Below are 23,590 nucleotides of genomic sequence, written 5' to 3' on the forward strand. Positions count from 1 at the left end.
GACATCACCACAACGCCCGCTCTCCGCTCCCCCAGCACCCCACATGCGCCGCACCGCCAGGAGTCAGCAGAAACCTCCGGCGGTGCGCCGACAGCGCCTGCCCTTTCGTCAGGGACGTCAGCAGGTTCTGCGCGATGGCCCGCAGCCGCACGATCTTCAGGAGTCCACTCAACCCCCGATGATCACGCGGTGGCCGTACCCGTCCCCGACTGGGTACGTCACGAGATCGCAAGATCAGGACGGGCCGCCAGGAGTCCCGTAGCCCTCGACGTTGGCCACCATCTTGCGCAGGACCTTGAGCGCGGCCACGTACTCTTCGTCGCTGATGCCCTGGTGGACCACGGCGCGTACCTCGGTTACCAGTTCACGGAGCCGCGCCCTGGCGGCCTCCCCGGCATCCGTGAGGTGCAGGCGTCGCCCGTCGCCGATCCGAAGCCATTCGCGGTGGAGCAACTGGTCGATGACCCTGGCGATTTCGGGCGGCCCGTCGGCAAGGTGCGCCAACTGCGTGACGACCTCGTCACGGCTCGGCGCCGTGGGGCCGCCGCGCACACAGTTGAGTACCCAGTACTGCGGCTGCGTGACGTCGACCTTGGCCATGGCGTCCTGTAGATGCCGGGTGACGATCGTCTGCGTCAGACCGCACCAATAGCCGACCGGCTGAGCGGTCAGCACGTCGTCAGTGGCGGCTGGGTTCGCCGGTGCCTGATCGGTGGTGGTTCGGGTCAGTGATTCCATGATCGCGACGCTACATTCCCCCGACGCACCGAACCATCGGAATGCGGTGTTCGCTGCGACTCGTCCCGGGCGCGCATCGCGACCGTCGGCCGCGTCATCGGCCCGTCGCAGTCGCCGGCGCCGATGGCTCACCCTCGACCGGCTCGCCGGCCTGATGCCGACACGGTGGGCCGCCGGTGCCGAGGGCGCCCCACCGTACCGACCCGGGTCAGCCCGAGACGCTCGCCCGGCCGTTCTCGATGTGCCCCATCAGTCGGCGCCGGAACGCGTCGTCCCCGTCGACGGTGACGTCCAGGTCGTACCAGCCGTGCGCGTCGGCCGCCGAGTGCACCACGGTACGGCTGCGCCCCGGCTTGACCTTGACGGTCCTGCTCCAGTCGCGCAGGTCCGCCTCGTCGACGTATCCCCGCGGCCGCACGCTGAAGGTGAGCGTCGTCCGCCCCGTGTTGCGCAGCGTGAGGTGCAGATCGCGCTCACGGGCGTCGACCCGCGACGCGACCTCGGCCGGGGCGCCGTCCTTCGCGGACCCGGCGAACTCGCGGCGGAAGCCGTTCGGCCCCGTCACCGTGAACCAGTACGCCGGGCCGGTGACGGGCACCGTCCACTGCGCCGCGCCCCTCACGTCCCGGTGCTGCGGCACGGGGAACTCGCCCGCATACGGATACAGCGCGAAGTGCGCCGACGAACGCCCCGTGTTACTGAGGGCCACCCGCACCGCGCCATCCACCACCGTCGCCTGTGCGTCCGGCTGGTACGGCAGTGCACGAGCCGGGCGCGCCCCCGGCTCCTGCACGGGCATGTGCTGCACGAGTGGCGGCCTCGGCGACCAGCGACCGCTGAACGGCGGAATGACGCCCGGCTGCTCCACCTCGGGTCGGCGACGTCCTCGCGAGAAGTCGAAAGCGGAGGTCAGGTCGCCGGTGACGGTGCGCCGCCACTCGCCGATGTTCGGTTCCTTCACCCCGGTCCAGCGCTCCAGGAAGCGGATCACGGAGGTGTGGTCGAAGACCTCGGAGCAGACGTAGCCACCGACGGTCCAGGGCGACACGACGAGCATCGGCACCCGCATGCCGAGACCGGTGGGCTTGCCCTCCCACCGCTCCTCGGCCACCTCGGGCGGGGCGACCGGCGGCGGCACGTGGTCGAAGAAGCCATCGTTCTCGTCGTAGTTGATGATGACGGCGGTGTGCCGCCACACGTCAGGGTGCTTGCCCAGCGCGTCCAGGACCTTGTAGACGATCGTCGCGCTGTGGATCGGCGAGGAGACACTCGGGTGCTCCGAGTCGACAGCGGAGGGCACCAGATAGGACACCTCCGGCAGTGTGCCCGCCGCCACGTCCTTGGCGAACTCGTCGGCCAGCGTCCCGGTCTCCACCCGGCGCAACGCCCGCTCGAAGAGGCGGCGTTCAGCCTTGTCCAGGGCGGCGACACCCTCCTCCAGCAGACCGGACAGCCGCTCCCGCTCGGCTGCGTCCGCGTCCCGCACGGCGGAGTAGAACGACTCCATGTACGTGTGCCCGCCGGTCTTCGCCAGCGCCTTGCGGGCGATGGCCTTGAAGGTGGCGAAGAACTCGATCTGGTTGTCGGTGAAGTTCTCCCACTCGGTGTACGTGCGCCAGCTGTGCCCGGCCTTCTCCAGCCGCTCCGCGTACGTGCCCCAGTCGTATCCGGGGTGGGTGCCCTCGTCGTACGCGTCGTTGCCGACGGCCCGCTTGCCGTTCGGCTCGTTGCCCGTCTTCCCGCTCCACAGATGGTTGCGGTTGGGGCTGGTCGAGGAGTGGATGGAGGAGTGGTAGGCGTCGCAGACCGTGAAGGTGTCGGCCAACTCGTAGTGCAGCGGGATGTCACGGCGGTCGTAGTACGCCATGGTGGCGGCCGTCTTCGCGGTCACCCAGCCGTTCATCCACCCGCCGGCCCACGCCTTGCCGCCGCCGCTCCAGGAGTGGTCGAGCGCACCGATGTACTGGAGGTCCTTCTTCTGCGTCTCGGCGGCGCTGCGCACCGGGAACGGCAGCACGGAGGCACCCAGCGGTGCGGGCTGCTCGAAGACCGGCTTGCCCGAGGGCAGCTCGACGGCGTTGCGGTCACCGAAGCCGCGTACGCCCCGGAGCGTCCCGAAATAGTGGTCGAAGGAACGGTTCTCCTGCATCAGGATCACCACGTGCTTGATGGCTCCGAGCCCGTTACGCCCTCCAGGCCCCGCCGAATGTGCCGGCTGAGCAGCTATCGCGGCCTGCAGCGAAGGCGGCAGCAGCGACCCCGCCGCCGCAGCGCCGAGCGCACCGCCACCGAGCGCGAAGAGCCGTCGCCGTGAAATGTCCGTGGCCAAGTTGAGCCTCCCGAGTTCTGTCGTACCAGCCGGGAAGCTAATCAAGCAGGGTGGCGCGGGGAAGGATTTTGTACGGCTTCGCGGTGAACCTCCAACAGGTCGTGCGGGAAAGTCCAACCGCCCGGCACGCACCCCAGCACCCGCTCCGCCCGCATAGCTCGCCGCCTATACGGCGCCTGGTCCACCGTGCACAACCGGTTTCGGCGGTGCGGGGACGCCTGAGCCGTCGAGGGTCTGCCGGACGGCGTGATCGCCGAGGCGGCCGAGTGGCAACGGTACGGGGCCCGGGACTACGTGCACGGGACGGCAAGATGTGCCTACGCACCTTGATCCTTGCCGGGGGCGACCGGGAAGGATGCCTCGTCGTGGCCCGTTCCGTCGGTGATCCACCACCTGTCCTCGCCGAGAAGGATCAGTTCCGCGCGGCCGTCGCCGTCCCAGTCGTGGACGGCGAAGAGCGTGCCGTCGTGGGGGCCTTCGTCACCCGGCACGGACCGCTTGGTGGAGCGCCAGGGCTTCGATCCGAGCCCGTGCTCGGAGCCGCCCCGCAGCACCTCGATCCGCGCGTCCCCCGCCTCCTTCTTCTTGGTGAGCTGAACGGCCAGGTCGTCGCAGCCATCGCCGTCGAAGTCCCCGACGGCGAGCCTGGCGCCGAAGCCCTCCTTGAAGTCGCCGCCGTCCATGGTCACCCACTTCCCCGGCTCCTTCCCGTAGCGAACGCTGACCTGGCCGCGCCGGTGGGGTGTGTCGACCTCGTCGTAGCTGTCGACGAAGCTCCGACCGATGGCGGTGTCCTGGCGCCCGTCGCCGTCGAAGTCGCCGAAGACGATGTTCTCGCCCTCCGGCAGCCGCTCCGGCTCCTTGCTCAGGCCACCGGGGGTACGGGCGCCGCCTGTGAACAGCAGGGGCGGATCCCACGGAGAGTCGTAGAGCGCGAGGTCGGTGGCGCGGTCGTCGTTCGCGTCCCCGGCGACCAGCACGGGTGACGCGCCCTCGTGGACCGGGCTGGGGAGCTCCACGGCCCCGGCCGGGGCGCCGGAGCGCTTGAACGGCCCCTTGAGGAGCACCAGTTGTCGAGCCTCGCTCGAGTCCCTGAACACCGCGAGGTCGGTGTGGCCGTCCCCGTCGAAGTCGCCGGCGACCGGCGCGGTGCTGTATCCACTGCCCGGCAGCGCCACCCGCCCGTGCGCTCCGCCGACCCGCGGGCCCCGGGGGCCTCCCCACAGGACCTGGGCGGCGCCGCTCACGACGAGGTCGGGGTGGCCGTCCTCGTCCAGGTCGGCGACCGTGGGCTGCAAGGGGTCGTCGCCCGTCTGGACGTCGTGCGGCACACCGAGGTCGTCGTGCGCGAAGACGGTCGTGCGGTCGGGGTCAGGACCGTGCTCGGAGCCGGGCACGACGAACAGGTCGAAGTTCTCCGTCTCGGAGACCTCGTGCACCAGATCGACGAAGCCGTCCCCATCGAGGTCGGGGGTCGCGGGTGTGGCCTCACGCGCCGAAGCGACGGCCCGGCAGGGGCTGTTGGGGACCGCACGCGCGCCGCCGGACGGCCGAAGGACGAGGAACGCCACCACCGCCACCACCGCCACCACTACGAGGGAGGCCGCCACGGCGTGCCGGATTCGCAAGTGGCGGAAGAACGGTCCGCCTGCTGTCGGAAAGTGCATCAGCCCACTTCACGGGCGTGGACGCGGCCCGCACAAGGAAGGGGATCATTTCGTTACGGGGGTGATGCACGACGATCCTGTCCCCCTTGCCCGTCCACGGGGTGCGTACGGCGCTGAACCAGAGCTTCTTCCGGCTGGATCCCGGCGTCGTCCGGGTAGTCCCGCGGGCTTGGGTATGACCGGTTCATGGGGAAGGGGCTCCTGCCTACGGCGTCAGCTGCCGCGACTCCGAGGCGCTGGAAGCACCCGTTCGGTCCGCAGCCATGAGGCTGTGGACCGAACGGGTGCGGACAGGGGGCCGGTAGCCACCGTGCTCTCTGTATGTGCGGTCCGGTCAGTCGGCCATGCTGCCCATCTTCCAGACGGTCATGGACTTGATGACGCTGCCCTCGCCGAACAGCCGCAGGCCCAGGGAGTCCTGCCGGAAGGGGTAGGCGCGAGTGGTGATGGACTTGTGTGAGTTCGCGTATGCCTCGATCATCGAGCGGTCCAGGAACACGTCGAGGGTCAGGTTCCCGTTGGACAGCGTGAGCGGGCCCTTCTGGATCCCGAGGTCGGATTCCGCGCTGGAGTTGTTCCCGGATCGTGTGCGGTCGACGCCCAGTTGTCCTGCGGGGGCGTCGTAGAACAGGCGGGTCCGCTCCTCGTCCCCGGGGCTGCGCAGCACGTCGAGTCCGAAGGTGCCGGCGGTGCCTTGCTCCATGGTCAGCTTGATGTGGAGCATGTCTCCCCCGACGCCGGCCAGGCGTGTGTTGGCGTCGTTGACGGAGGTCGGTTCGCTGATGTCCAGGAGCGGCGCGCCGGTGTGGAGTCGGGAGACCTCCTCCACGGGGCTGAACCCGAGGTCTCCGTCAGGAAGCATGGACAGCTCGATGGGGAGGCCGGCGTTGTGGGCCCACCCGGCGTCGTAGTGGGCGCGTTCCGTGCGCCGGTCCTGCGCGATGCTGAAGACAAGGGAACGCCCCTTGTCGTCGACCGTTCCGCTCGGGCCGGTGAAGTGGTCGCCGTAGTCCATCAGCTTGGGCTCGGTCGTGTCGGGTGTCCATCGGCGGGCCTGGGCGTCCCAGGTGCCGACCCAGTAGTAGACGTACTTGCTGCTGTACTCGCCGGGGCCGGCGGGGAACGCCGGGTTGACGAGCAGTGCTCGGCGCTGGCGGCCCTGGGCGTCTTTCCCGATGGGCAGGAAGGTGGGCAGTTCCCATACCTGGCCGGTCTTGGGATGAGCCGCGACGTCACCGACCATCAGGGGGCCCGCGTACGTCCAGTCGGTGAGGTTCTCGGAGGTGTAGAGGAGGGCGGTTCCGCCGATGTCGGTGCCCGAGGTGGTCTGGACACCCGAGCCCATCAGCTGGAACCAGATGTCCCCCTCCTTCCAGACGTACGGGTCGCGGAAGTCACCGAAGCGGACCTTCCGTCCGGCGCCGACGTTCAGGTCGGCTGTCTGACTCGTCACCAGGGTGGGGTGCATCTTCCACTCGACCAGGTCGGGGTCGCTGGGATCGACGGGGCGCGCGAGGCCGGTGGCCTGGTTGGGGCGCTGGGAGTCGTTGCCGGCCGTGAACAGCAGGACCGGGACTCCGTTCTCATCGAGCGTCGAGTCCCCGGACCACACGCCGTCGGGTGCCACGCTGTCGGCGGTGGGGGCGAGAGCGACGGGCAGGTCCCGCCAGTGGACGAGGTCTTCGCTGACCGCGTGACCCCAGCCGATGTTGTGCCAGTAAGGGCCGTGGGAGTTGTGCTGGTAGAAGAGGTGGTACTTGCCATTGACCTGGATGGGCGCGTGGGGCTCGTTCATCCAGTGGTTGGGGGCGGTGAAGTGGTAGCCGGGGCGGTAGCGGTCACCGTCGTAGCGCGAGCGGTCCATGGCCATACGGGCCTCCGGAATGCGGCTCCCGCTGAACGTCCGGAGATCCTGCTGATGGCTCGCCGCGACCGAGGCGGCGGTGAGCGGGCCGGTGTGGACCTTCACCTCGTCGATCAAGCCGTTGAACATGTTTACGGCGAACGTGCCGTTGATGATGGTGGGCTGGTTGTGGCGTCCGATGATCATCGGGACGTCGGCCTTGGCCATCCGGGCATTCGTGGGGATGGTGGTCCGGGCAACCTGTTCGCCGTTCAGGTAGAGCCTGATGGCGCCTTCGCCCGGCGCGAACACTGCGGCAAGGTGGGCCCACTTCCCGGCAGCCAGGGCGGCGGACTTCGGCACCTTGATCTCGTACCAGGCGTCACCGGTGCCGACACCGAATTCCCATACCCCGTGCCGGCCGACGCCGAGGGAGAAGCCGCGGTGTGCGGCCTTGTCCTGCTGGTTGACGATGGCCGAGGGCTTGCCGTCGTCGCCCCATTCGAAGGCGCGCGGTGCGACCCACCCTTCGACGGTCATGCCGTCGGTGGGGAGCTGCGTCTGTGAGGCAGCGCGTGTGACCCAGGTCGAATAGCCGTCGAACAGAAGGGCGCCGGACAGCACGCCTTCCTCCTCGCGCTCTGTGCGCCACAGGGGGTCGCTGTCCGGCTTGTACACCGCGTCGTTGAAGACGTAGCTGATGGGGTCCGCGGCCTGGCTGATCTGCTCCGTTGTCGCGGTGCCCCGGCCCTCGGCGAAGTCCCAGTAGGCGGCGAGCCCTTCCTGGGCGGGGGTGGGTGCCCTGTCGATTCCGACTCGCGCGTCGTCGAGGTTGATGTGACCCCAGCCGCCGGTGGCCCGGTCGACCACGGTGATACGCAATTGTTCCCCGAGGTGATCGCGGGCGTCCCAGGTGACGCGGTGGTACGCCTCGTCGTCGGTGCCCGTCGCCTTGTGGAGGACGGTTCCGTCCAGGGTGGTCAGTGCGACGTACAACTGAGCTTCGTTGCGGCCGCCGGAGACCAGGGCACTGACCATTCCCGTGCCGGTCAGAGTGAAGGGTTCGGACGTGACGGTTCCGGTGGCGGCGTCCCCGCCACCGGCGAAGCCCCACAGGTGGTGGGTGCCTTCCTGGTTGAAGCAGCATCCCCACCCCCAGCCGGGGTCGTCGGTGACGGCCCCGTTGAAGGCCGTCCCGGTGGCGGTCCAACCGCTGAGGTCGCCGGTCTCGAAGCCGGGGTTGGACAGGGTGGTCCCGCTGGCACTGGCGGGCTCCGACATCAGAGGTGACGTCAGACCGAGACATATCGCGAGCGCGAGCAGAAGGCGCAGCACGTTGCCTCTGCTCGCTGTCGCGGGTTTCGCTGTCGAGCGGGTTCGCATACGAACCTCCGGTGGTGTGGGGTCGAGATGAGCGGGTGGAGCGGGGCACCGACCCCGGACGCGACACGGCCGAGGCAGCGGCTATGGGAGGCGAGGGGTTTGAAGGGGATGTCGGCATCGGCTACGACGCTGTGTCCCCGGCTTCCGGTCGCCGATGTGGAGGGTGAGGCCGAAGGCGGTGCGGAGGGGTCACTTGGTGCGGCGGCCGGCGGGCCCTGCCATTGCCGTGCCGTGCACACGGGAGGCGCCCACGGGTCGCCGACCGTCACCTGACGGGTCGCCAATTCGATTTAGGTCATGGGTCGGCATGGTTCGTGCGCCGACGCAGCTAAAGCAAGAGCTAACGCAGACACACTTCGCTTTGCATCCCCCGGAGGCGCCGGAATCGGCACATAAGGACGTCGTTACGCAGGTGAGATGTCCGGGGTGTTGACAGTGGATGACGGGTGGAGCAATCTCGTCACACCTTGCTAATCCGATTTAGCTGAACGGGGCTGATCCTCTGATGTCCGAACGCCGCGTGACCATGGCCGACGTTGCCCGCAGGGCGGGCGTCTCGCCGACGACCGCGTCGTTCGCCCTGTCGGGCCGGACCGACATGCGCATCTCCGACGCCTCCCGCGAACGAGTCCTGGAGGCCGCCCGGGATCTGGGATACCGCCCGAACGTCACGGCGCGCAGTCTGCGGACGAAGTCCACCCAGACGATCGGGCTCGTTTCGGACCGGATCACCACGACACCGTTCGCCGGCGAAGTGATCCGCGGGGCCATGGAGGCTGCCCGGGAGCGCGACCACCTGCTGTTCATCACCGAGGCGGGCGGCGATCGCGCCACCGAGTCGTCACTGGTCCACGCACTGCTGGACCGTCAGGTCGACGCGGTGGTCTACGCGTCCATGTTCACCCGGTACGTGACCCCGCCGAAGGAGCTGTTCGGGCGCCGCGTGGTCCTGCTGAACTGCCTGGCCCCCGACTTCGACGCGCCCTCCGTCGTCCCGGACGAGTTCGAGGCGGGACGGGATGCGGCCCGGGCGCTGCTCGCGGCCGGTCACAGTGAGGGCATCTGGGCGATCGGCGGCCACCAGGCCGTTCCGGCCACCCCTGAGGGAATCATCGCCGGCAACGAGCGCATGCGCGGTCTGGAGGAGGTCCTGCGAGAGGGCGGGGCACGACTGGAAGGCGTCATCGAGTGCGACTGGGACACGCTTGACGGTCACCGCGAGGTGTCCACCCTGCTGGCGGCCGGTCACCGGCCCCGCGCCCTGGTGTGTCTGGCAGATCGCGTCTCCTTCGGCGCCTACCAGGCACTCGGAGAGGCAGGGCTGTCGGTGCCCGGCGATGTGTCGGTCATCTCGTTCGACGACCAGGACATCGCCTCCGTGCTGCGTCCGGCGCTTACCACGCTACGGCTGCCGCACTACCGGCTCGGGCATCTGGCGATGGAGTTGATTCTCCGCCCGGGCCCGCTCGAGGCAGTCGTGCACCGCGTGCCCATGCCACTGCAGAACCGTGCCTCCCTCGCCGCACCCACCAGCGGCTGACACCGGCACCGAAGACAGTCGTCCCGCCGCCCGCACCGATGACTTCGGGCAGGTGGCGGGACGACCACCAAAAACAGCGACCGTCGTAACCGGTCGCCGAGGCCGGGTCCTGCAAGACCCGTCTCAGTGAGATGGAGGAACCTCATGCTGTTCAGAACAAGACGCCTCGCTGTTGTCAGTGTAGCCGTCACGGCGGCGACCGCCCTGGTCGCGGGGTGTACGTCCGGGAGCGGGGGTACGTCCGGTGCCAGCGGCGACACGCTGACCCTGTGGACGCACAACGCCGGCAACTCGGTGGAACTCGATGTCGTCAAGAAGATCATCAAGGACTTCAACGGCTCCCAGGACACCTACAAGGTCAAGCTTCAGGCATTTCCGCAGAGCGACTACAACAACTCGGTCGTCGCGGCTGCCTCCGCCCGCAAGTTGCCCTGCCTGCTCGACGTGGACGGCCCCAACGTGGCGAACTGGGCGTGGGGCGGCTACCTGTCCCCGATCGACGTCTCCGACAGTGAAGTGCCCGTACTCAGCCAACTGGCCAGCACCGTGGGGCGGTACGACGACAAGCTCTATTCGTTCGGCTTCTACGATGTCTCGCTGGGCTTCTTCGCCCGCAAGTCCGTACTGAACGCGAACGGTGTCCGTGTCCCCGCCATGGACACGCCCTGGACGAAGAACGAGTTCGACGCGGCACTCGCCAAGCTGAAGAAGAGCGGAAAGTTCGAGTACCCACTGGAGATGGGCACCGGCGGCACCGGCGAGTGGTGGTCCTACGCCTACTCCCCGCAGCTGCAAAGCTTCGGCGGGGACCTGGTCGACCGTGGCGACTACAAGACAGCCTCCGGCACCCTGGACGGTGAGAACGCCGTGGAGTGGGCCACCTGGTTCCACTCGCTGGTGGCCAAGGACTACATGGCGAAGAAGTCCGGAGCCGACCCCAACAAGGACTTCCTGGCCGGCAAGAGCGCCATCCAGTGGGACGGCAGCTGGAATGCGGCCAAGAACGCCGAGAAGCTCGGCGACGACCTGGCGATCATCCCGCCGGTGGACTTCGGTGACGGGCCCAAGATCGGCGGCGCCTCCTGGCAGTGGGCGATGAGCTCCACCTGCTCCAACAAGGCCGGTGCGCAGGAGTGGCTGAAGTTCTCCCGTCAGACGAAGTACTTCGTCGACTACGCCAAGGCCACCAGTACCATCCCGGCCACTGACGAGGCCGCGCAGCAGATCGCGGACTACCAGCCGGGCGGCAAGTTCGACGTGCTGGTCGAGTTCGCGCGCAAGTACGCGATGGTGCGCCCCGCGACCCCGGCCTACCCATACATCTCCACCGAGTTCGAGAAGGCATCCAAGGACATCCTGGCCGGCGCCGACCCGAAGGACGCTCTCGGTCAGGCCGCGAAGGGCATCGACAACAACCTGAAGACGAACAACTACTACTCCAACTGACCCGTCCGGTCCGGTTCGGGCGCGACCACGCCGTCCGAACCGGACCGCTCCCCTGGAGATTCCGTGCCCACCATGTTCGCAGCCCGCGAGCGGCTGCGTCCGGTCCGGCGAACCCGAACGACCAACGCCCGTCGCCGTGAGGGCTTCACCGCCTTCGGCATGGCCACCCCGGCCGTCGTGCTGCTGATCGTCTTCCTCGTCGTCCCGGTCGTTCTGGCCTTCACCCTGGCGTTCACCGACGCGAAACTCGTCTCACCCACTCCGGCCCGCTACGTGGGCCTGAGGAACTTCACCCTTCTCTTCCAGGATCCGACCTTCTACAAGTCCCTGCGCAACACGGCCTACTTCGCCGCGGTCGTCGTCCCCCTCCAGGCCGGACTCGCCCTGGTGCTGGCGCTGCTGGTCAACGCCAAGGTACGCGGCGTCAACTTCTTCCGTACCGTGTACTTCCTGCCGGTCGTCACCTCGATGGTCGTGGTGTCCCTCCTGTGGACTTTCCTGTACCGGGAGGACGGACTGGTCAACCACGTTCTCTCCACGCTCACCCTCGGCCATGTGCACGGGCCGGACTGGCTGGGCGACCCGGCCACCGCGATGCCCGCCATCATCCTGATGTCGGTGTGGCAGGGCGTCGGCTTCCACATGATCATCTGGCTGGCCGGGCTGCAGACCATCCCCGCCGAGCTGTACGAGGCGGCTGACCTCGACGGAGCCACCGGCCGGCACCGCTTCCTCCACGTCACCTGGCCGGGACTGCGCGCCACCCGCACGTTCGTGCTCGTCACCATCACGATCGCGGCACTCAGCCTCTTCACCCAGATCAGGGTGATGACGCAGGGCGGCCCACTCGACTCCACCACCACTGTCGTGTACCAGGCGGTGCACAGCGGCTACGACCAGCAGCAGACCGCCTACGCGGCGGCCGTCTCGCTGATCTTCTTCGTGCTCGTACTGAGCGTGTCACTCGTCCAGCGTTTCCTGACCCGGGAGAAGGACTGACATGGCTTCCTTCCTCAAGCACCTCGGCGGTCACACCGGCCGCATCGTCCTGGCCCTGGTCTTCGCACTGCCACTCGTCTTCATGTTCGTCTCGTCGTTCAAGCCGGACGACCAGATCTTCGGCGACCTGGACTCCCTGCGCGCGTTCCTGCCGGTCGGGGCCCTGTCGCTGGACAACTACACAGCGGTGTTCGAGCGAGTTCCGGCGGCACGGTTCCTGTTGAACTCGGTGCTGATCTCCTCGGTCACCGTGGTGTTCGGCATCGTCGTCAACAGCTTGGCCGCCTTCGCCCTGTCACGGATGCGGTGGCCCGGCCGCAAGCTCGTCCTGACCGCGATCATCGCCACTCTCATCGTGCCGTTCGAGACCTTCGCACTGCCGCTGGTGTGGTGGGTCAACCAGCTTCCGCTGCTGAACGTCAACGGATTCCACCTGGAGTGGAGCACCGATTGGATGGACACCTACCAGGTGCAGATCCTGCCGTTCGTCGCCAACGCCTTCTCCATCTTCTTCTTCCACCAGTACTTCCAGAGCATCCCCAGGGAACTGGACGAGGCAGCGATCGTGGACGGCGCCGGCTGGTTCACCATCTACCGCCGCATCGTCATGCCGCTGTCCGGGCCGGCCGTCGCCACCGTGGCGATCCTGACCTTCCTGCCGGCCTGGAACTCCTACATGTGGCCGCTGATGGTCGTGCAGAGCGAGGAGCTGCGGCCGGTGATGGTGGGTATCTCCTACTTCTTCCAGCTGAATGTGGGATGGGGCCAGATCATGGCGTATTCCTCCATGATCACCGTGCCGATCCTGGCGCTCTTCGTGGCGTTCCAGCGCTCCTTCGTCAACAGCATCGCCTCCAGCGGCGTCAAGGGCTGATCCGCGGCACCCCCGAGCCGCTCGCCCTCCTCCTGATGACTTCCGTGTGCTTCGCGCACCCCGAGAAAGGCCCTGTGTGTCCGCGTTGCCTGCCGACCCCCACCTCCCGGTCCTCCATTTGCGACCGCCCCACAACTGGATCAACGACCCCAACGGGCTGGTCTTCCACAACGGCCACTACCACGTGTTCTTCCAGTACAACCCGTACGGACCGCAGCACTCGAACGTGCACTGGGGCCACTTCCGCAGCCCCGATCTGATCAACTGGGAGCCCCTCCCCGTCGCCCTTGCCCCCACGCCCGACGGCTACGACGCCGACGGCTGCTACTCGGGCAACGCCGTCTCCGTCGACGACCGCATAGTGGCCTTCTACTCCGCCCACCGAAACGACCGCTGGTGGCAGCCCATCACCACCGCCGAGTCACGGGACAACGGCCGCACCTGGGCCAAACGCCCCCAACTGCTCATCCCTGAGCCCCCTGCCGGCACCACCATGTACCGAGACCCGTACGTGTGGTGGCAGGACGACCGCTGGCGGATGCTGGTCGGCTCCGCCCTCGACGACGGCTGCGCCGCGGCGTTGCTGTACGAGTCCGATGACATGGAGAACTGGACGTACCGCGGACCCTTCCACACCAGCGGCGCCGCGGCCGGCACCGCCCCGGTCGGCTGGGAGTGCCCGCAGTACGCGACGTTCGGCGACCGGAGCGCACTGATCGTCAGTGACTGGACCCCGCAGAACGGTCCCAGTCACACCACCGTCCACACCGGCCGCGAGAAAGACGGCCGCTTCGCAGCGGACTCGCCCCCTGCGCCTCTGGATCACGGCCCTGACTTCTACGCCCCCGCGTTGCTGAAGGCCCCCGGGGACGACCGGTGGCTGTTGTGGGCCTGGGCGTGGGAGGCCCGCGAGGACGCCTGGGCGCGTGAGGCGGGCTGGGCCGGTGTCCTCACCCTCCCCCGTGAGGTGAGTCTGACGGCCGAAGGAACGGTCGTCCAACGCCCCGCTCGCGAAGTACTCGCTCAGCGCGGTGCACGCACGCTGCACCGAACCGGACACGTCACACAGGCCGAACCGGCCGAGCTCGGCCAAGTCGGCCATACCTTCGATCTGGCCGCCGCCCTCGTTCCGGACGCCACTGGGACGAGCGGGCTGCGACTGATCACCTCCGCCGATGGCGCCGAATACCTCGACATTCGTCTCGACCCCACGGCTGGGCACCTCACCGTGGACCGCACTCACGCCTCGCTCGACACGCGGGCCAGGGGAGGCTCGTACACCCTGCCCTTCCCAGCGATGAAGCGCCCGGGCAGCCCCGTCGAACTACGCGTGATCGTGGACCGCTCGATAGCCGAGATCTACCTGGCCGACGAACAGGTCCTCACCCTGCGGTTCTACCCACTGGGCGAAGGGCCGTGGCGGCTCCAGGCCCGTACGACGGGCACCCTGCGCAGCGAGTTCGCGGTCGAAGCCTGGGACCTGTGCCAGGCAGACGCCTTGAGGGAGCCGACTCCTGCGGCTGGAGGATGGGTGCCGACCGGCTGTCTCCCTGTCTGACCGGGCGCGCCTGACCGGACCTGTTCAGCGCGGTGCCCGCTCTACGCAGTCCTGCGACAGTCGCGACGAGTATCGTCGGCGTACGGGGAATCCCGGGCAGACGGGCTGCCGGCCCGCACTGTCTTCGGCCTCCTGCGCCTAGGAAAGAGCGAGTTCGCCCGATCCTCGGACGATCAGCCGGGTGGGGACGGTGATGGTGCGGGCGCGGGAGCGGTCGCCGTCCAGACGTGCCAGGGCCGTCTCCGCTGCCTTTCGGCCGATCTCCTCGGGGTCCTGGGCCACGACGGTCAGGGCGGGTTCGAGTGCTTCGGCGAGTGGCACGTCGTCGAAGGCGACCACGGCGACGTCCTTCCGCTCGATCCGGGCCAGTTCGGCGACCATGCCCAGTGCGACGATGTTGTTGCCGGCGAACAGGGCGGTGGGGGGAGTCGCCAACCCCAGCAGGCGGGAAGTGCAGACGGAGGCCTCGCGCTGGTCGTGGGCGTTGATGACCAGGGAGCGGTCGTGAGGGAGGCCGGCTTCCGCCAGGGCCGAGCGGTATCCGGCCAGGCGTTCACGGCGGGTGTAGAGGCTGGTGGGGAGGTCACCGACGAAGCCGATGCGGCGGTGGCCGTGGGCGATCAGATGGGCGACACCCTCGTGTGCCCCCGCGAGGTTGGAACTCACGACGCTGTCCGTGGTCAGCCCGGCTCCCGGCCGGTCGACAAAGACGACGGGCAGCCCCGTGCTCCGATGGCTCCGCAGGTGGGAGTGGTCGGAGCCGACGGACGGGATGACCATCAGGATGCTGATGCGACGGGCCAGGAACTTGTCGGTCAGGCCCCGTTCGCGTGCGGGTTCGTCTGCGGAGGACCCCATGAGCAAGGTCAGGCCGCGGTCACGCACGACGTCCTCGATGCCACCGGCCACCGCTCCGAAGAAGGGATTCCCGAGGTCGGGAACGACGAGACCGATGGTCGTGTCGGGTCCTCCGACACGGATGTTGCGAGCCATGAGATTCGGCTGGAAGCCGAGTTTGGCCACGGCGGCGAGAACCTGTTCCCTGGTTCGGGCCGAGGCGGGTCCGTCCTCGTTGAGCACCCGGGAGACCGTCTTGGCGCTGACGCCTACTTCTCGCGCGACGTCGGCCAACGTGGGGCGGCGGTTCGCTGCCATGGAGCGGGGCTCTCCTGTGCTCGTCGGTTCCGGCCGCGGCCTCGGCCGGAACCTGTGAGTGGTTCGTCGGGTGTCAGGTGGCCTGGACTCCCGCTGCCTTGGCGGCCTGGGAATCCGCTATGACAGTACCTCCGCCCTCGTCAAGGGTCAGCGCGCCGGTCATGATGGCGACGACTTCGGCCATGCTGTGGTCGGAGGGCTTGATCACGGCGGCGCGACGCCCCAGCCGGTGCACGTGGATCCGGTCGGCTATCTCGAAGACGTGCGGCATGTTGTGGCTGATCAGGACCACGGGCATGCCTCTGTCGCGGACCCGGCGGATCAGGTCGAGGACCTGCCCGGACTCCTTGACGCCGAGGGCGGCGGTGGGCTCGTCCATGACGACGACGCTGCGCGCCCAGGCGACGGAACGCGCGACCGCCACGGCTTGCCGCTGTCCGCCTGACAGGGTCTCGACGGCCTGCGTGAGCGACCGGAGACCGATCTTGAGGTCGGCCATGTGCTCGGCAGCTTCCTGGCGCATGCGCTTCTTGTCCAGCATGCGGAAGGCGCTTCCCAGGACACCGGGCCGGCGCAGTTCACGTCCCAGGAACATGTTCGAGGCGATGTCCATCGAGGCGGCCACGGCCAGGTCCTGGTAGACCGTCTCGATGCCGTGGGCGCGCGCGCTCTGCGGCCCGGAGAAGTGGATGAGTTCACCGTTGAGGCGTATTTCGCCCGCATCGGGTGTCACCGCACCGGTGAGGGCCTTGATCAGGCTGGTCTTGCCGGCGCCGTTGTCGCCGATGACCGCGAGGACCTCGCCGGGCATCAGGTCGAAGTCCGCGCCGTCGATGGCGGTGACCTGCCCGTAGCGCTTGACCAGACCGCGGGCCTGCAGAACGGGGGTGGGAGTGGTGGTGGTCATCGGGCCTTCCTCCGGGACATCTGGTCGACGGTCACCGCGAGGATCACGAGGATCCCGGTGATCAGGGTCTGGTAGATGGAGGCCACACCCATCAGTTGGAGGCCGTTGCGGAAGACACCGACGATGAGGACACCGATGAAGGTGCCCAGGACCGAACCGCGTCCACCGAAGAGGCTGGTACCGCCGAGGACCACGGCGGTGATGCTGTCGAGGTTCTCGGTCTGTCCTGCCTGCGGGTCGCCGACGCCGGTGCGGGAGATGAGCAGCAGGGCGGCGAGTCCGTACAGCACGCCGGCCACGGTGTAGATGCCGATGGTCAGACGGGAGGTGCGGATGCCGTTGAGGCGTGCGGCTTCCTGGCTGTTGCCGAGGGCGTAGACGTGCCGGCCCCAGCCGGTGCTGCTGAGGGCGTAGGCCAGGAGCAGGAAGAGAACGATGGTGACCAGGGAGCCGTAGGTGATGTCCGTCCGGCCGAGGGGGAAGGTCTTTCCGAGGGCGGTCAGCGGGCCGGGAAGGCCGGTAACGGTCTGCTCCTCGGAGTAGATGTGCGTCAGGGCGAACGCCACGTTGAGCATGCCGAGTGTCACGATGAACGGAGGCAGCGGGATCTTCTGCACCAGAAGCCCGTTGAGGAGTCCGAAGCCGCCGCAGACGACCAGACCCATGGTGATGGCGAGGAGCGGGGACAGGGTGCCCTCGGCCGCCGTCTTGGCGATCACGATGCTGCCGAACGCCATGACGGCGCCGCACGACAGGTCGATGCCGGCGGTGAGGATGATCAGGGTCTGGCCGATGGCGAGGGTGCCGACGACCATGACCTGCTGCACGATCAGCGAGAAGTTCCCGCCTGTGAGGAACTGGTCCGTCGACAGGGAGAAGAACACACAGGCGAGGAGGAGAGCGGCCAGGGGGCCGGTGGTCGGCGCGGTGAGAAGTCTGCGGGCCGTGGTCGGCGTTTTGAGCTCGGCGTACGGCGCGATTGTGGCTGTCATGCGAAGTCCTTGTCGGAAAAGCAGCGGTCCTCGGGGAGGACGGGTGGGGGCGGCCGCCCCTGATCGGGCAGGGCCGGCCACCCCGCCCATGGGTTTCGGACTGCGGCCGCTCGGGCCGGAGGGGCGACTCAGCCCCAGCAGTTGTCCAGGCCGTAGGCGGTGTCCTTCGATCCGACCCCCGCCTGTGCCTTGTCGGTGATCAGGCTGACGCCGGTGTCGGTGTAACCGGTCGCCTTCTTGCCGTCCTCGGCGTACTTCACGACCGCCCCGACACCTTCGGCGGCCATCTTCAGCGGATACTGCTGGGAGGTGGCGGCGATCTTGCCGTCCTTGACGGCCTGCGTCCCGGTGCAGCCGCCGTCCACGGAGACGATCAGAACGTCCTTCTCCCTTCCCTTGGCCTTCAGGGCGGTGTACGCGCCGAGCGCGGCCGGCTCGTTGATGGTGTAGACGACGTTGATGCCGGGTGCCTTCTGCAGGCAGTTCTCCATGGCGGTCTGGCCCTTTGCCTGGTCGCCTCCGGTGTCCTGGGAGCAGACGATGGCCGGGTCGTTCTCGCCGAGGCCGAAGCCCTTGAGGAAGCCGTCGTGCCGCTGGACGCCGACGGCGACGCCCGGCGCCAGGTCGAGGGTGGCGATCTTGGCTGCCTTGCCCTTCATGGCAGCCTTGGCGTAGGCGCCGATCAGCTTGCCGGCCGCGAGGTTGTCGGTGGCGAAGAGGGCGTCGACCGCGCTCTGGGGATCGGTCGGGGAGTCCAGGGCGATGACCATGATCCCCTTGGCCCGTGCCTTCTCGAGGGCGGGCACGATCGCCTTGGAGTCACTGGGGGTGATGAGGATGCCCTTCACTCCCGAGGCGACCATGTTCTCGATGGCGGTGACCTGACCGGCATTGTCTCCGTCGAACTTGCCTGCTGAGGAGATCAGTTGGGCGCCGCTCTCCTTGGCCGCCTTTTCCGCGCCCTCCTTCATCTTCACGAAGAAGGGGTTGGTGTCGGTCTTGGTGATCAAGCCGACCTTGACGCGGCCCGAGCCGGAGTTCGCGGAGTCCGAGCCGGACCCGGACCCGCAGGCCGTCAGGGTGAGAGCCGCGATACCCGTGCATGCAGCGGCTCTGATCAGAGAGGGGGTCAGACGAATGGTGCGAGGCATGAACGACTCCTGCAGGATCTCGTGCGGCTCGGCCGGCATCGAAGCATGCCGTCCCGGGATGTCATCGTTGACTTATGTCATCGTTGACACTGCTTGCCGAGGATGATGGACTCCGTCTCCCGGGCACGTCAATGGTTTGCCGATGTTACAAATCGGCAACGTCCCCGGCCGTCACTCACCCGCAGCCGCAACGCCCGTGCCGCGGCGAACTCGGTTTGCCCATCCGTTCGTCAGAGAAGAGCAGTCCATGAGTCCGCGTCAGATCACCGTCCTGGGCGAATGCGTCGCGGACGCGTTCGCCCGGCCCGCAAGTGTTCCGAATGAGCTCGACCTGCGTGTACTGCCCGGTGGGGGGCCGGCGAACACGGCCGTGGCCCTGGCTCGCCTGGGCACTCCGTCCCGCTTCCTCGCTCGACTGTCCGGGGATGTGTTCGGCCGGCTGTTCCGGGCTCACCTGGAGGCTTCAGGGGTGGACTTGTCGCACACCGTCGTGGCGTCGGAGCCGAGCACGTTGGCGGTGGCGGAGCTGGACGCCCAGGGACAGGCCGCGTACTCGTTCCACGCGCAGGGCACGGCCGACTGGCAGTGGTCGAGCGCCGAACTGGCCGGTGTGGACCTCTCCTCCACCGCTTGCCTGCATACGGGTTCGCTCGCCCTGGTCCGGGAGCCCGGGGCGGCGGCGGTCGAGGAGTTCCTGGCAACGGCCTCGCCCCAGGCCACCATCAGCATCGACCCCAACGTCCGGCCGCTGCTGGTGCGTCCAGAGACCTACCGCGCGAAACTGCGGCGCTGGTGCGACCTCGCGGACATCCTGCGGCTGAGCGAGGAAGACCTCGGGCTCCTGCTGCCGGAAATGCCCCTCGAGCAGGCATGCGACGTCTGGCACGCCGCCGGCGCACGCCTCGTCGTGGTCACACGTGGCGCCGATGGCGCGCTTGTCTCGCTGGACGGCGAGCGGATGCACGTGCCGGCCGTGACGACGCGGGTCGTCGATACGGTCGGGGCGGGTGACTCCTTCACGGCGGGTCTGCTGCACCACCTGGGCGCACGTGGACTCCTCGGGGGGCGGCTGACCGCTCTCCGCCTGGACGAGGTGGCGGAATCCTGCCTGTTCGCCGCCCACGTCGCGGCCCTGACCTGCTCGGTCGCCGGCCCGAATCCTCCGTGGCCGAGCCAGCTGCCGCAGTACACATCACAGAGCATCGTGTGACGGGCGGCCCGGTCGAACCGGGGAAAACGCGTCCCGACCGTTGACGCGTCGGCCGGGATGCGTCCATCATCGGCCCACCAGGTGTCATCGCTGACATAAGTCAACGATGACATTCATGGCCGACGCGGTGCGAAGCGTCGGCAGATCCTCCCCTCTCGTTCCGTCCGCGCGCCGGGAAGCACCCGGTTGCGGAAACGGCCGCAGCCCAGGAGACACCATGACTTCAAGACGCATGACCCGGCATGCCCGCACACGGATGATCGCGGCGACCGCAACCGTATGCGCCCTGTCCGCGGCCCTGCTGACACCCGAGGCCGTAGCCTCCGGAACCCGGCCGTACACCGAGACCTACCGGCCTCAGTTCCACTACACGCCGCAGAAGAACTGGATGAACGACCCCAACGGACTGGTGTACTACAAGGGCGAGTACCACCTCTTCTACCAGTACAACCCCAACGGCAACTCCTGGGGCGACATGTCCTGGGGACACGCGGTGAGCACCGACCTCATGCACTGGAAGGAGCTGCCGCTCGCCCTGTCCCACGACGACGAGGAGATGGTGTTCTCCGGCAGCGCCGTCATCGACTGGCACAACACCACCGGCTTCGGCACGAAGAAGAACCCGCCCATGGTGGCGATCTACACCAGCTACGACAGAAGCACCGGTACGCAGGCCCAGTCGCTCGCCTACAGCACCGACCGCGGACGTACGTTCACCAAGTACGACGGCAATCCCGTCATCGACATCGGCTCAAAGGAGTTCCGCGACCCCAAAGTCCAGTGGTACGCGCCGACCAAGAGCTGGTTGATGACGGTGTCGCTCTCCACCGAGCACAAGGTGCGGTTCTACTCCTCGAAGGATCTCAAGGACTGGGACCTGCTCAGCGAGTTCGGGCCGTCCGGGGCGGCCGGCGGCGTATGGGAATGCCCCGACCTGTTCCCTCTCGCGGTCGACGGCAACAAGAAGAACGTCAAGTGGGTCCTGGTCGTCAACATCAACCCCGGTGGCATCGCCGGCGGCTCGGGCGCCCAGTACTTCGTCGGTGACTTCGACGGCACGAAGTTCACCGCCGACGACCAGGGCTCCTACACCCCGCCCACCGGCACCGTCATGCAGGACTTCGAGAAGCCTGACTTCGGCACATGGACGGCTACCGGCACCGCATTCGGCCAGGGTCCGACGAGCGGGGCACTGACCGGGCAAGGACCCGTCGGCGGCTTCGAGGGCAAGGGCCTTGCCAACAGCTTCCACGCGGGTGACGGCGGCACCGGGACCCTCTCCTCCCCGGCCTTCACCGTCGACAGCCCCTACCTCAACTTCAAGGTCGCCGGCGGGCGGCACCCCCACCAGGCCGGCACCGTACAGGAACGAGGACCTGCGCCCGAGGGAACGACCCTCGCCGACTTCGAAGGCGGCACCTACGGCGGCTGGACGGTCGCGGGCGACGCCTTCGGAACCGCGCCGGCCACCGGCAGTCACGCCGGCCAGCAGGAGGTCACCGGCTTCCTCGGCGGTGGTCTGGCCAACTCGTTCCTGAACGGAGACTCCACGACCGGCAGCCTCACCTCGCCGGAGTTCACCATCGACAAGAACTACGTCAACTTCCTCATCGGCGGCGGCAACCATCCCGCGAACCAGGCCGAGCCCACCGCCGTCGAACTCCTCGTGGACGGCAAGGTGGTGCGCAGCGCCACCGGCCACGACGGCGAGGCACTCAACTGGGACTCATGGGACGTCCGCGAGCTCCTCGGCAAGAAGGCCCGGATCCAGATCGTCGACGGTAATGCGAGCGGCTGGGGTCACATCAACGTCGACCACATCGTGCTCTCCGACACCCGGGCCCAGCCCATCTCCCGGGAGACGTCCGTCAACCTGGTCGTCGACGGCAAGGTCGTCGGCAGCGCGACCGGATCCAACAGCGAGACGCTGGACTGGGCCTCCATCGACATGCACCCGTACGCCGGCAAGAAGGCTCAGATCCAGATCGTCGACATGAACACCGGCGGCTGGGGCCAGATCATGGCCGATCAGTTCACCGCTGCGGCAACGCCCGCCAGGTCCGCCGTGCAGCGTGCCGACTGGGCCGACTACGGCAGGGACTACTACGCGGCCGTGTCCTGGGAGGACACACCGGGCGACACGCGGCACATGATCGGGTGGATGAACAACTGGGACTACAGCGGTTCCATCCCCACGTCCCCCTGGCGCAGCGCGCAGAGCATCCCCCGCCAGATGGGCCTGCGCACCGTGGACGGCCGGATCAAGCTGACCAGCGAACCGGTGAGGAGCCTGACCTCCCTGCGAGAGGGCCGACCGGTGGCGTCGGCCGGCACCACGTTGACCAGCACGTCACGGCCCCTGGGACGCGGCGCGGCCAAGGGCAAGGCCCTCGACATCGAGGCGGCCTTCTCCCTCAAGGACGCCGAAAGGTTCGGCATCAAAGTGCGCACGGGTGCAGGCGAAGAGGAGACCGTCATCGGTTACGACACCACGACGCAGGAGCTGTACGTCGACCGGACCCGATCCGGCGCCGTGGACTTCAGCGACACCTTTGCCGGCGTCCAGCGCGCGCCCCTGCACGCTGTGAAGGGCAAGGTGAAGCTGCGGATCGTGGTCGACTGGTCATCCGTGGAGGTCTTCGGCGGCAGCGGCGAAGCGGTGATCACGGACCAGATCTTCCCCGATCCCGCCAGCCAGGGAGTGGAGGTCTTCGCCGAGAACGGCTCGGTGAAGCTGGACCACGCCCGCGTCTGGCACGTCGAATCCTCTCGGAAGTGACGCGCGTGATCCCCGACCGCAAGGGACCGGATGTGAAGAAGACTCTGCTTGCCGAATTCACCGCCTGCGAGGGAGCGGAGAACGCGGTCGCACACCTTCTGCGGGAGTACACCCGGACGGTGCGCAAGGAGGTCGGCAACCTGTCCTTCGAGGTCTACACCAAGGCGTCCAACTCTCGCGCCTACCTCATTTTCGAGGCGTACCAGGACGAGGCCGCGTTTCAGCGTCACCTCACGGCTCCGTACGCCGACCCTTTCAACACAGCCCTCGCCCCACTGATCGAGGAGACCGCCTCTCGCCTGACCTTCCTTGATGCCGAGTCCTGACGGCATAGTGACTGCCAGGACGCTGCGCGAACCCAGTAACTTCCGGTCGGCAGGGCGAGCGCACATCACCTTCCACGTCCTCCCGAGGGCCGGCGGCACCGGATAGGCACAGACAAGGCCGCGCCGCGGCGGGCGGCAGTGGTGGGATCCGCGGCGTGGGCGGCGGCGGCCTCGCCGAGTTCGGGTTGGGACGCCCAGGTCATGGCGATCTGGTTGACCAGGGCGAGGACGTCGGCCGGATCCCGGCCGGGGTCGAGCTTTCCGGCCCGTTGCGCCTGGCGGAGCTGGTCGATCGTGCGGGCGATCAGCGCCTGGTCGGGATCGTCGGCAACGGCTGTGGTGCCCGGCAGTTCGAGGCGGCCCCAGGTGATCGGACGGTAGTGGTCCGGTCGGGAGGCGAAGTAGTCGAACAGGCGGCCCGCGTAGCCGGGGAGGTCTGACGGGTCCATCTGGGTGGCCTCGGCGATGACGACGTACTCCCGTGCGGCGACGGCGCCATAAAGGGCGTCCTTGCCCCGGAAGTAGGCGTAGACGCGTTCTTTGCTGGTCCTGACGAGCTTGGCGATGCGGTCCACTCGGGCGCCGGCGATGCCGTGCCCGGCGAACTCCTCCATGGCAGCGGTGAGAATGCGCTGGCGTGCGGGTCTGCCCCCCACTCAAACGGACCTGTGAATCGACCAACGGTCCCGCCGC

Annotated in this window: 17 protein-coding genes; 8 read left to right on the forward strand and 9 right to left on the reverse strand. The window is 68.1% G+C overall.

The features are described 5' to 3' along the window. Nucleotides 1-234 precede the first annotated feature (234 nt). The 4 genes from ACFYPA_RS01535 to ACFYPA_RS01550 all read right to left on the reverse strand — a co-directional run bounded on the left by ACFYPA_RS01535 (nucleotide 235) and on the right by ACFYPA_RS01550 (nucleotide 7,858). On the reverse strand, nucleotides 235-738 hold the full coding sequence (locus tag ACFYPA_RS01535; protein ID WP_389128715.1) for a MarR family winged helix-turn-helix transcriptional regulator: 504 nt from the start codon (nucleotides 736-738) through the stop codon (nucleotides 235-237). A gap of 208 nt (nucleotides 739-946) precedes the next feature. Then, nucleotides 947-3,067 (reverse strand): phosphocholine-specific phospholipase C, encoded by a 2,121-nt coding sequence (locus tag ACFYPA_RS01540; RefSeq protein ID WP_389128718.1) that lies wholly within the window; start codon nucleotides 3,065-3,067, stop codon nucleotides 947-949. A 317-nt stretch (nucleotides 3,068-3,384) separates the two neighbouring features. Continuing rightward, nucleotides 3,385-4,734, reverse strand: coding sequence for a VCBS repeat-containing protein (locus ACFYPA_RS01545; RefSeq protein ID WP_359311895.1), 1,350 nt, complete (start codon nucleotides 4,732-4,734; stop codon nucleotides 3,385-3,387). Between the two features lie 334 nt (nucleotides 4,735-5,068). Next, entirely contained in the window at nucleotides 5,069-7,858 is a 2,790-nt protein-coding gene (locus tag ACFYPA_RS01550) for a GH32 C-terminal domain-containing protein (protein WP_389128722.1), read from the reverse strand. A 607-nt stretch (nucleotides 7,859-8,465) separates the two neighbouring features. Between ACFYPA_RS01550 and ACFYPA_RS01555 the strand changes: the two genes are divergently transcribed. From ACFYPA_RS01555 to ACFYPA_RS01575, 5 genes are all read left to right on the forward strand, one after another. After that, nucleotides 8,466-9,500, forward strand: a complete 1,035-nt coding sequence (locus ACFYPA_RS01555; protein WP_359079869.1) for a LacI family DNA-binding transcriptional regulator — start codon at nucleotides 8,466-8,468, stop codon at nucleotides 9,498-9,500. A gap of 144 nt (nucleotides 9,501-9,644) precedes the next feature. Next, nucleotides 9,645-10,946, forward strand: a complete 1,302-nt coding sequence (locus ACFYPA_RS01560) for an extracellular solute-binding protein (RefSeq protein WP_389128725.1) — start codon at nucleotides 9,645-9,647, stop codon at nucleotides 10,944-10,946. Between the two features lie 72 nt (nucleotides 10,947-11,018). Beyond that, nucleotides 11,019-11,945 carry a sugar ABC transporter permease gene (locus tag ACFYPA_RS01565; RefSeq protein ID WP_359312407.1) on the forward strand — a complete coding sequence of 309 codons (927 nt, stop codon included), beginning with the start codon at nucleotides 11,019-11,021 and terminating at the stop codon, nucleotides 11,943-11,945. Between the two features lies 1 nt (nucleotide 11,946). Beyond that, complete coding sequence (locus ACFYPA_RS01570) at nucleotides 11,947-12,819, forward strand: carbohydrate ABC transporter permease (RefSeq protein ID WP_389128728.1); 873 nt, start codon at nucleotides 11,947-11,949, stop codon at nucleotides 12,817-12,819. A 76-nt stretch (nucleotides 12,820-12,895) separates the two neighbouring features. Next, entirely contained in the window at nucleotides 12,896-14,377 is a 1,482-nt protein-coding gene (locus ACFYPA_RS01575) for a glycoside hydrolase family 32 protein (protein WP_389128731.1), read from the forward strand. A gap of 138 nt (nucleotides 14,378-14,515) precedes the next feature. On the opposite strand, the gene ACFYPA_RS01580 is transcribed toward ACFYPA_RS01575, so the two are convergent. From ACFYPA_RS01580 to ACFYPA_RS01595, 4 genes are all read right to left on the reverse strand, one after another. After that, complete coding sequence (locus ACFYPA_RS01580; protein WP_359079863.1) at nucleotides 14,516-15,532, reverse strand: LacI family DNA-binding transcriptional regulator; 1,017 nt, start codon at nucleotides 15,530-15,532, stop codon at nucleotides 14,516-14,518. 73 nt (nucleotides 15,533-15,605) lie between these two features. Beyond that, nucleotides 15,606-16,439: an ATP-binding cassette domain-containing protein gene (locus ACFYPA_RS01585; RefSeq protein ID WP_359079861.1), complete on the reverse strand. Its 834-nt coding sequence runs from the start codon at nucleotides 16,437-16,439 to the stop codon at nucleotides 15,606-15,608. Next, nucleotides 16,436-17,431: an ABC transporter permease gene (locus ACFYPA_RS01590; protein ID WP_359079859.1), complete on the reverse strand. Its 996-nt coding sequence runs from the start codon at nucleotides 17,429-17,431 to the stop codon at nucleotides 16,436-16,438. The genes ACFYPA_RS01585 and ACFYPA_RS01590 overlap by 4 nt, the downstream gene beginning before the upstream one ends. A 128-nt stretch (nucleotides 17,432-17,559) precedes the next feature. After that, a complete protein-coding gene (locus ACFYPA_RS01595) occupies nucleotides 17,560-18,582 on the reverse strand; it encodes a substrate-binding domain-containing protein (protein ID WP_359079857.1) in 1,023 nt (340 codons plus the stop codon). Nucleotides 18,583-18,829: 247 nt separating this feature from the next. Here ACFYPA_RS01595 and ACFYPA_RS01600 point away from each other — a divergent pair, with 247 nt between their 5' ends. From ACFYPA_RS01600 to ACFYPA_RS01610, 3 genes are all read left to right on the forward strand, one after another. Beyond that, a complete protein-coding gene (locus tag ACFYPA_RS01600; RefSeq protein WP_359079856.1) occupies nucleotides 18,830-19,792 on the forward strand; it encodes a carbohydrate kinase in 963 nt (320 codons plus the stop codon). Nucleotides 19,793-20,009: 217 nt separating this feature from the next. Then, on the forward strand, nucleotides 20,010-22,571 hold the full coding sequence (locus ACFYPA_RS01605; RefSeq protein WP_389128736.1) for a GH32 C-terminal domain-containing protein: 2,562 nt from the start codon (nucleotides 20,010-20,012) through the stop codon (nucleotides 22,569-22,571). A gap of 32 nt (nucleotides 22,572-22,603) precedes the next feature. Next, nucleotides 22,604-22,897 (forward strand): antibiotic biosynthesis monooxygenase, encoded by a 294-nt coding sequence (locus ACFYPA_RS01610; RefSeq protein WP_359080472.1) that lies wholly within the window; start codon nucleotides 22,604-22,606, stop codon nucleotides 22,895-22,897. Nucleotides 22,898-22,962: 65 nt separating this feature from the next. Here the strand turns inward: ACFYPA_RS01610 and ACFYPA_RS01615 are convergent, their stop codons facing one another. Continuing rightward, entirely contained in the window at nucleotides 22,963-23,553 is a 591-nt protein-coding gene (locus tag ACFYPA_RS01615; protein ID WP_359079852.1) for a TetR family transcriptional regulator, read from the reverse strand. Nucleotides 23,554-23,590: the final 37 nt, after the last annotated feature.

The organism is Streptomyces sp. NPDC005775, assembly GCF_042871565.1.
Classification (GTDB): Bacteria; Actinomycetota; Actinomycetes; order Streptomycetales; family Streptomycetaceae; genus Streptomyces.

Excerpts from the sequence above, each read along its gene's own strand:
- ACFYPA_RS01535 (WP_389128715.1), bottom strand. The coding sequence starts at position 738 with ATGGAATCACTGACCCGAACCACCACCGATCAGGCACCGGCGAACCCA.
- ACFYPA_RS01545 (WP_359311895.1), bottom strand. The coding sequence starts at position 4,734 with ATGCACTTTCCGACAGCAGGCGGACCGTTCTTCCGCCACTTGCGAATC.
- ACFYPA_RS01550 (WP_389128722.1), bottom strand. The coding sequence starts at position 7,858 with ATGTCGGAGCCCGCCAGTGCCAGCGGGACCACCCTGTCCAACCCCGGC.
- ACFYPA_RS01555 (WP_359079869.1), top strand. The coding sequence starts at position 8,466 with ATGTCCGAACGCCGCGTGACCATGGCCGACGTTGCCCGCAGGGCGGGC.
- ACFYPA_RS01560 (WP_389128725.1), top strand. The coding sequence starts at position 9,645 with ATGCTGTTCAGAACAAGACGCCTCGCTGTTGTCAGTGTAGCCGTCACG.
- ACFYPA_RS01565 (WP_359312407.1), top strand. The coding sequence starts at position 11,019 with ATGTTCGCAGCCCGCGAGCGGCTGCGTCCGGTCCGGCGAACCCGAACG.
- ACFYPA_RS01570 (WP_389128728.1), top strand. The coding sequence starts at position 11,947 with ATGGCTTCCTTCCTCAAGCACCTCGGCGGTCACACCGGCCGCATCGTC.
- ACFYPA_RS01580 (WP_359079863.1), bottom strand. The coding sequence starts at position 15,532 with ATGGCAGCGAACCGCCGCCCCACGTTGGCCGACGTCGCGCGAGAAGTA.
- ACFYPA_RS01585 (WP_359079861.1), bottom strand. The coding sequence starts at position 16,439 with ATGACCACCACCACTCCCACCCCCGTTCTGCAGGCCCGCGGTCTGGTC.
- ACFYPA_RS01590 (WP_359079859.1), bottom strand. The coding sequence starts at position 17,431 with ATGACAGCCACAATCGCGCCGTACGCCGAGCTCAAAACGCCGACCACG.
- ACFYPA_RS01595 (WP_359079857.1), bottom strand. The coding sequence starts at position 18,582 with ATGCCTCGCACCATTCGTCTGACCCCCTCTCTGATCAGAGCCGCTGCA.
- ACFYPA_RS01600 (WP_359079856.1), top strand. The coding sequence starts at position 18,830 with ATGAGTCCGCGTCAGATCACCGTCCTGGGCGAATGCGTCGCGGACGCG.
- ACFYPA_RS01605 (WP_389128736.1), top strand. The coding sequence starts at position 20,010 with ATGACTTCAAGACGCATGACCCGGCATGCCCGCACACGGATGATCGCG.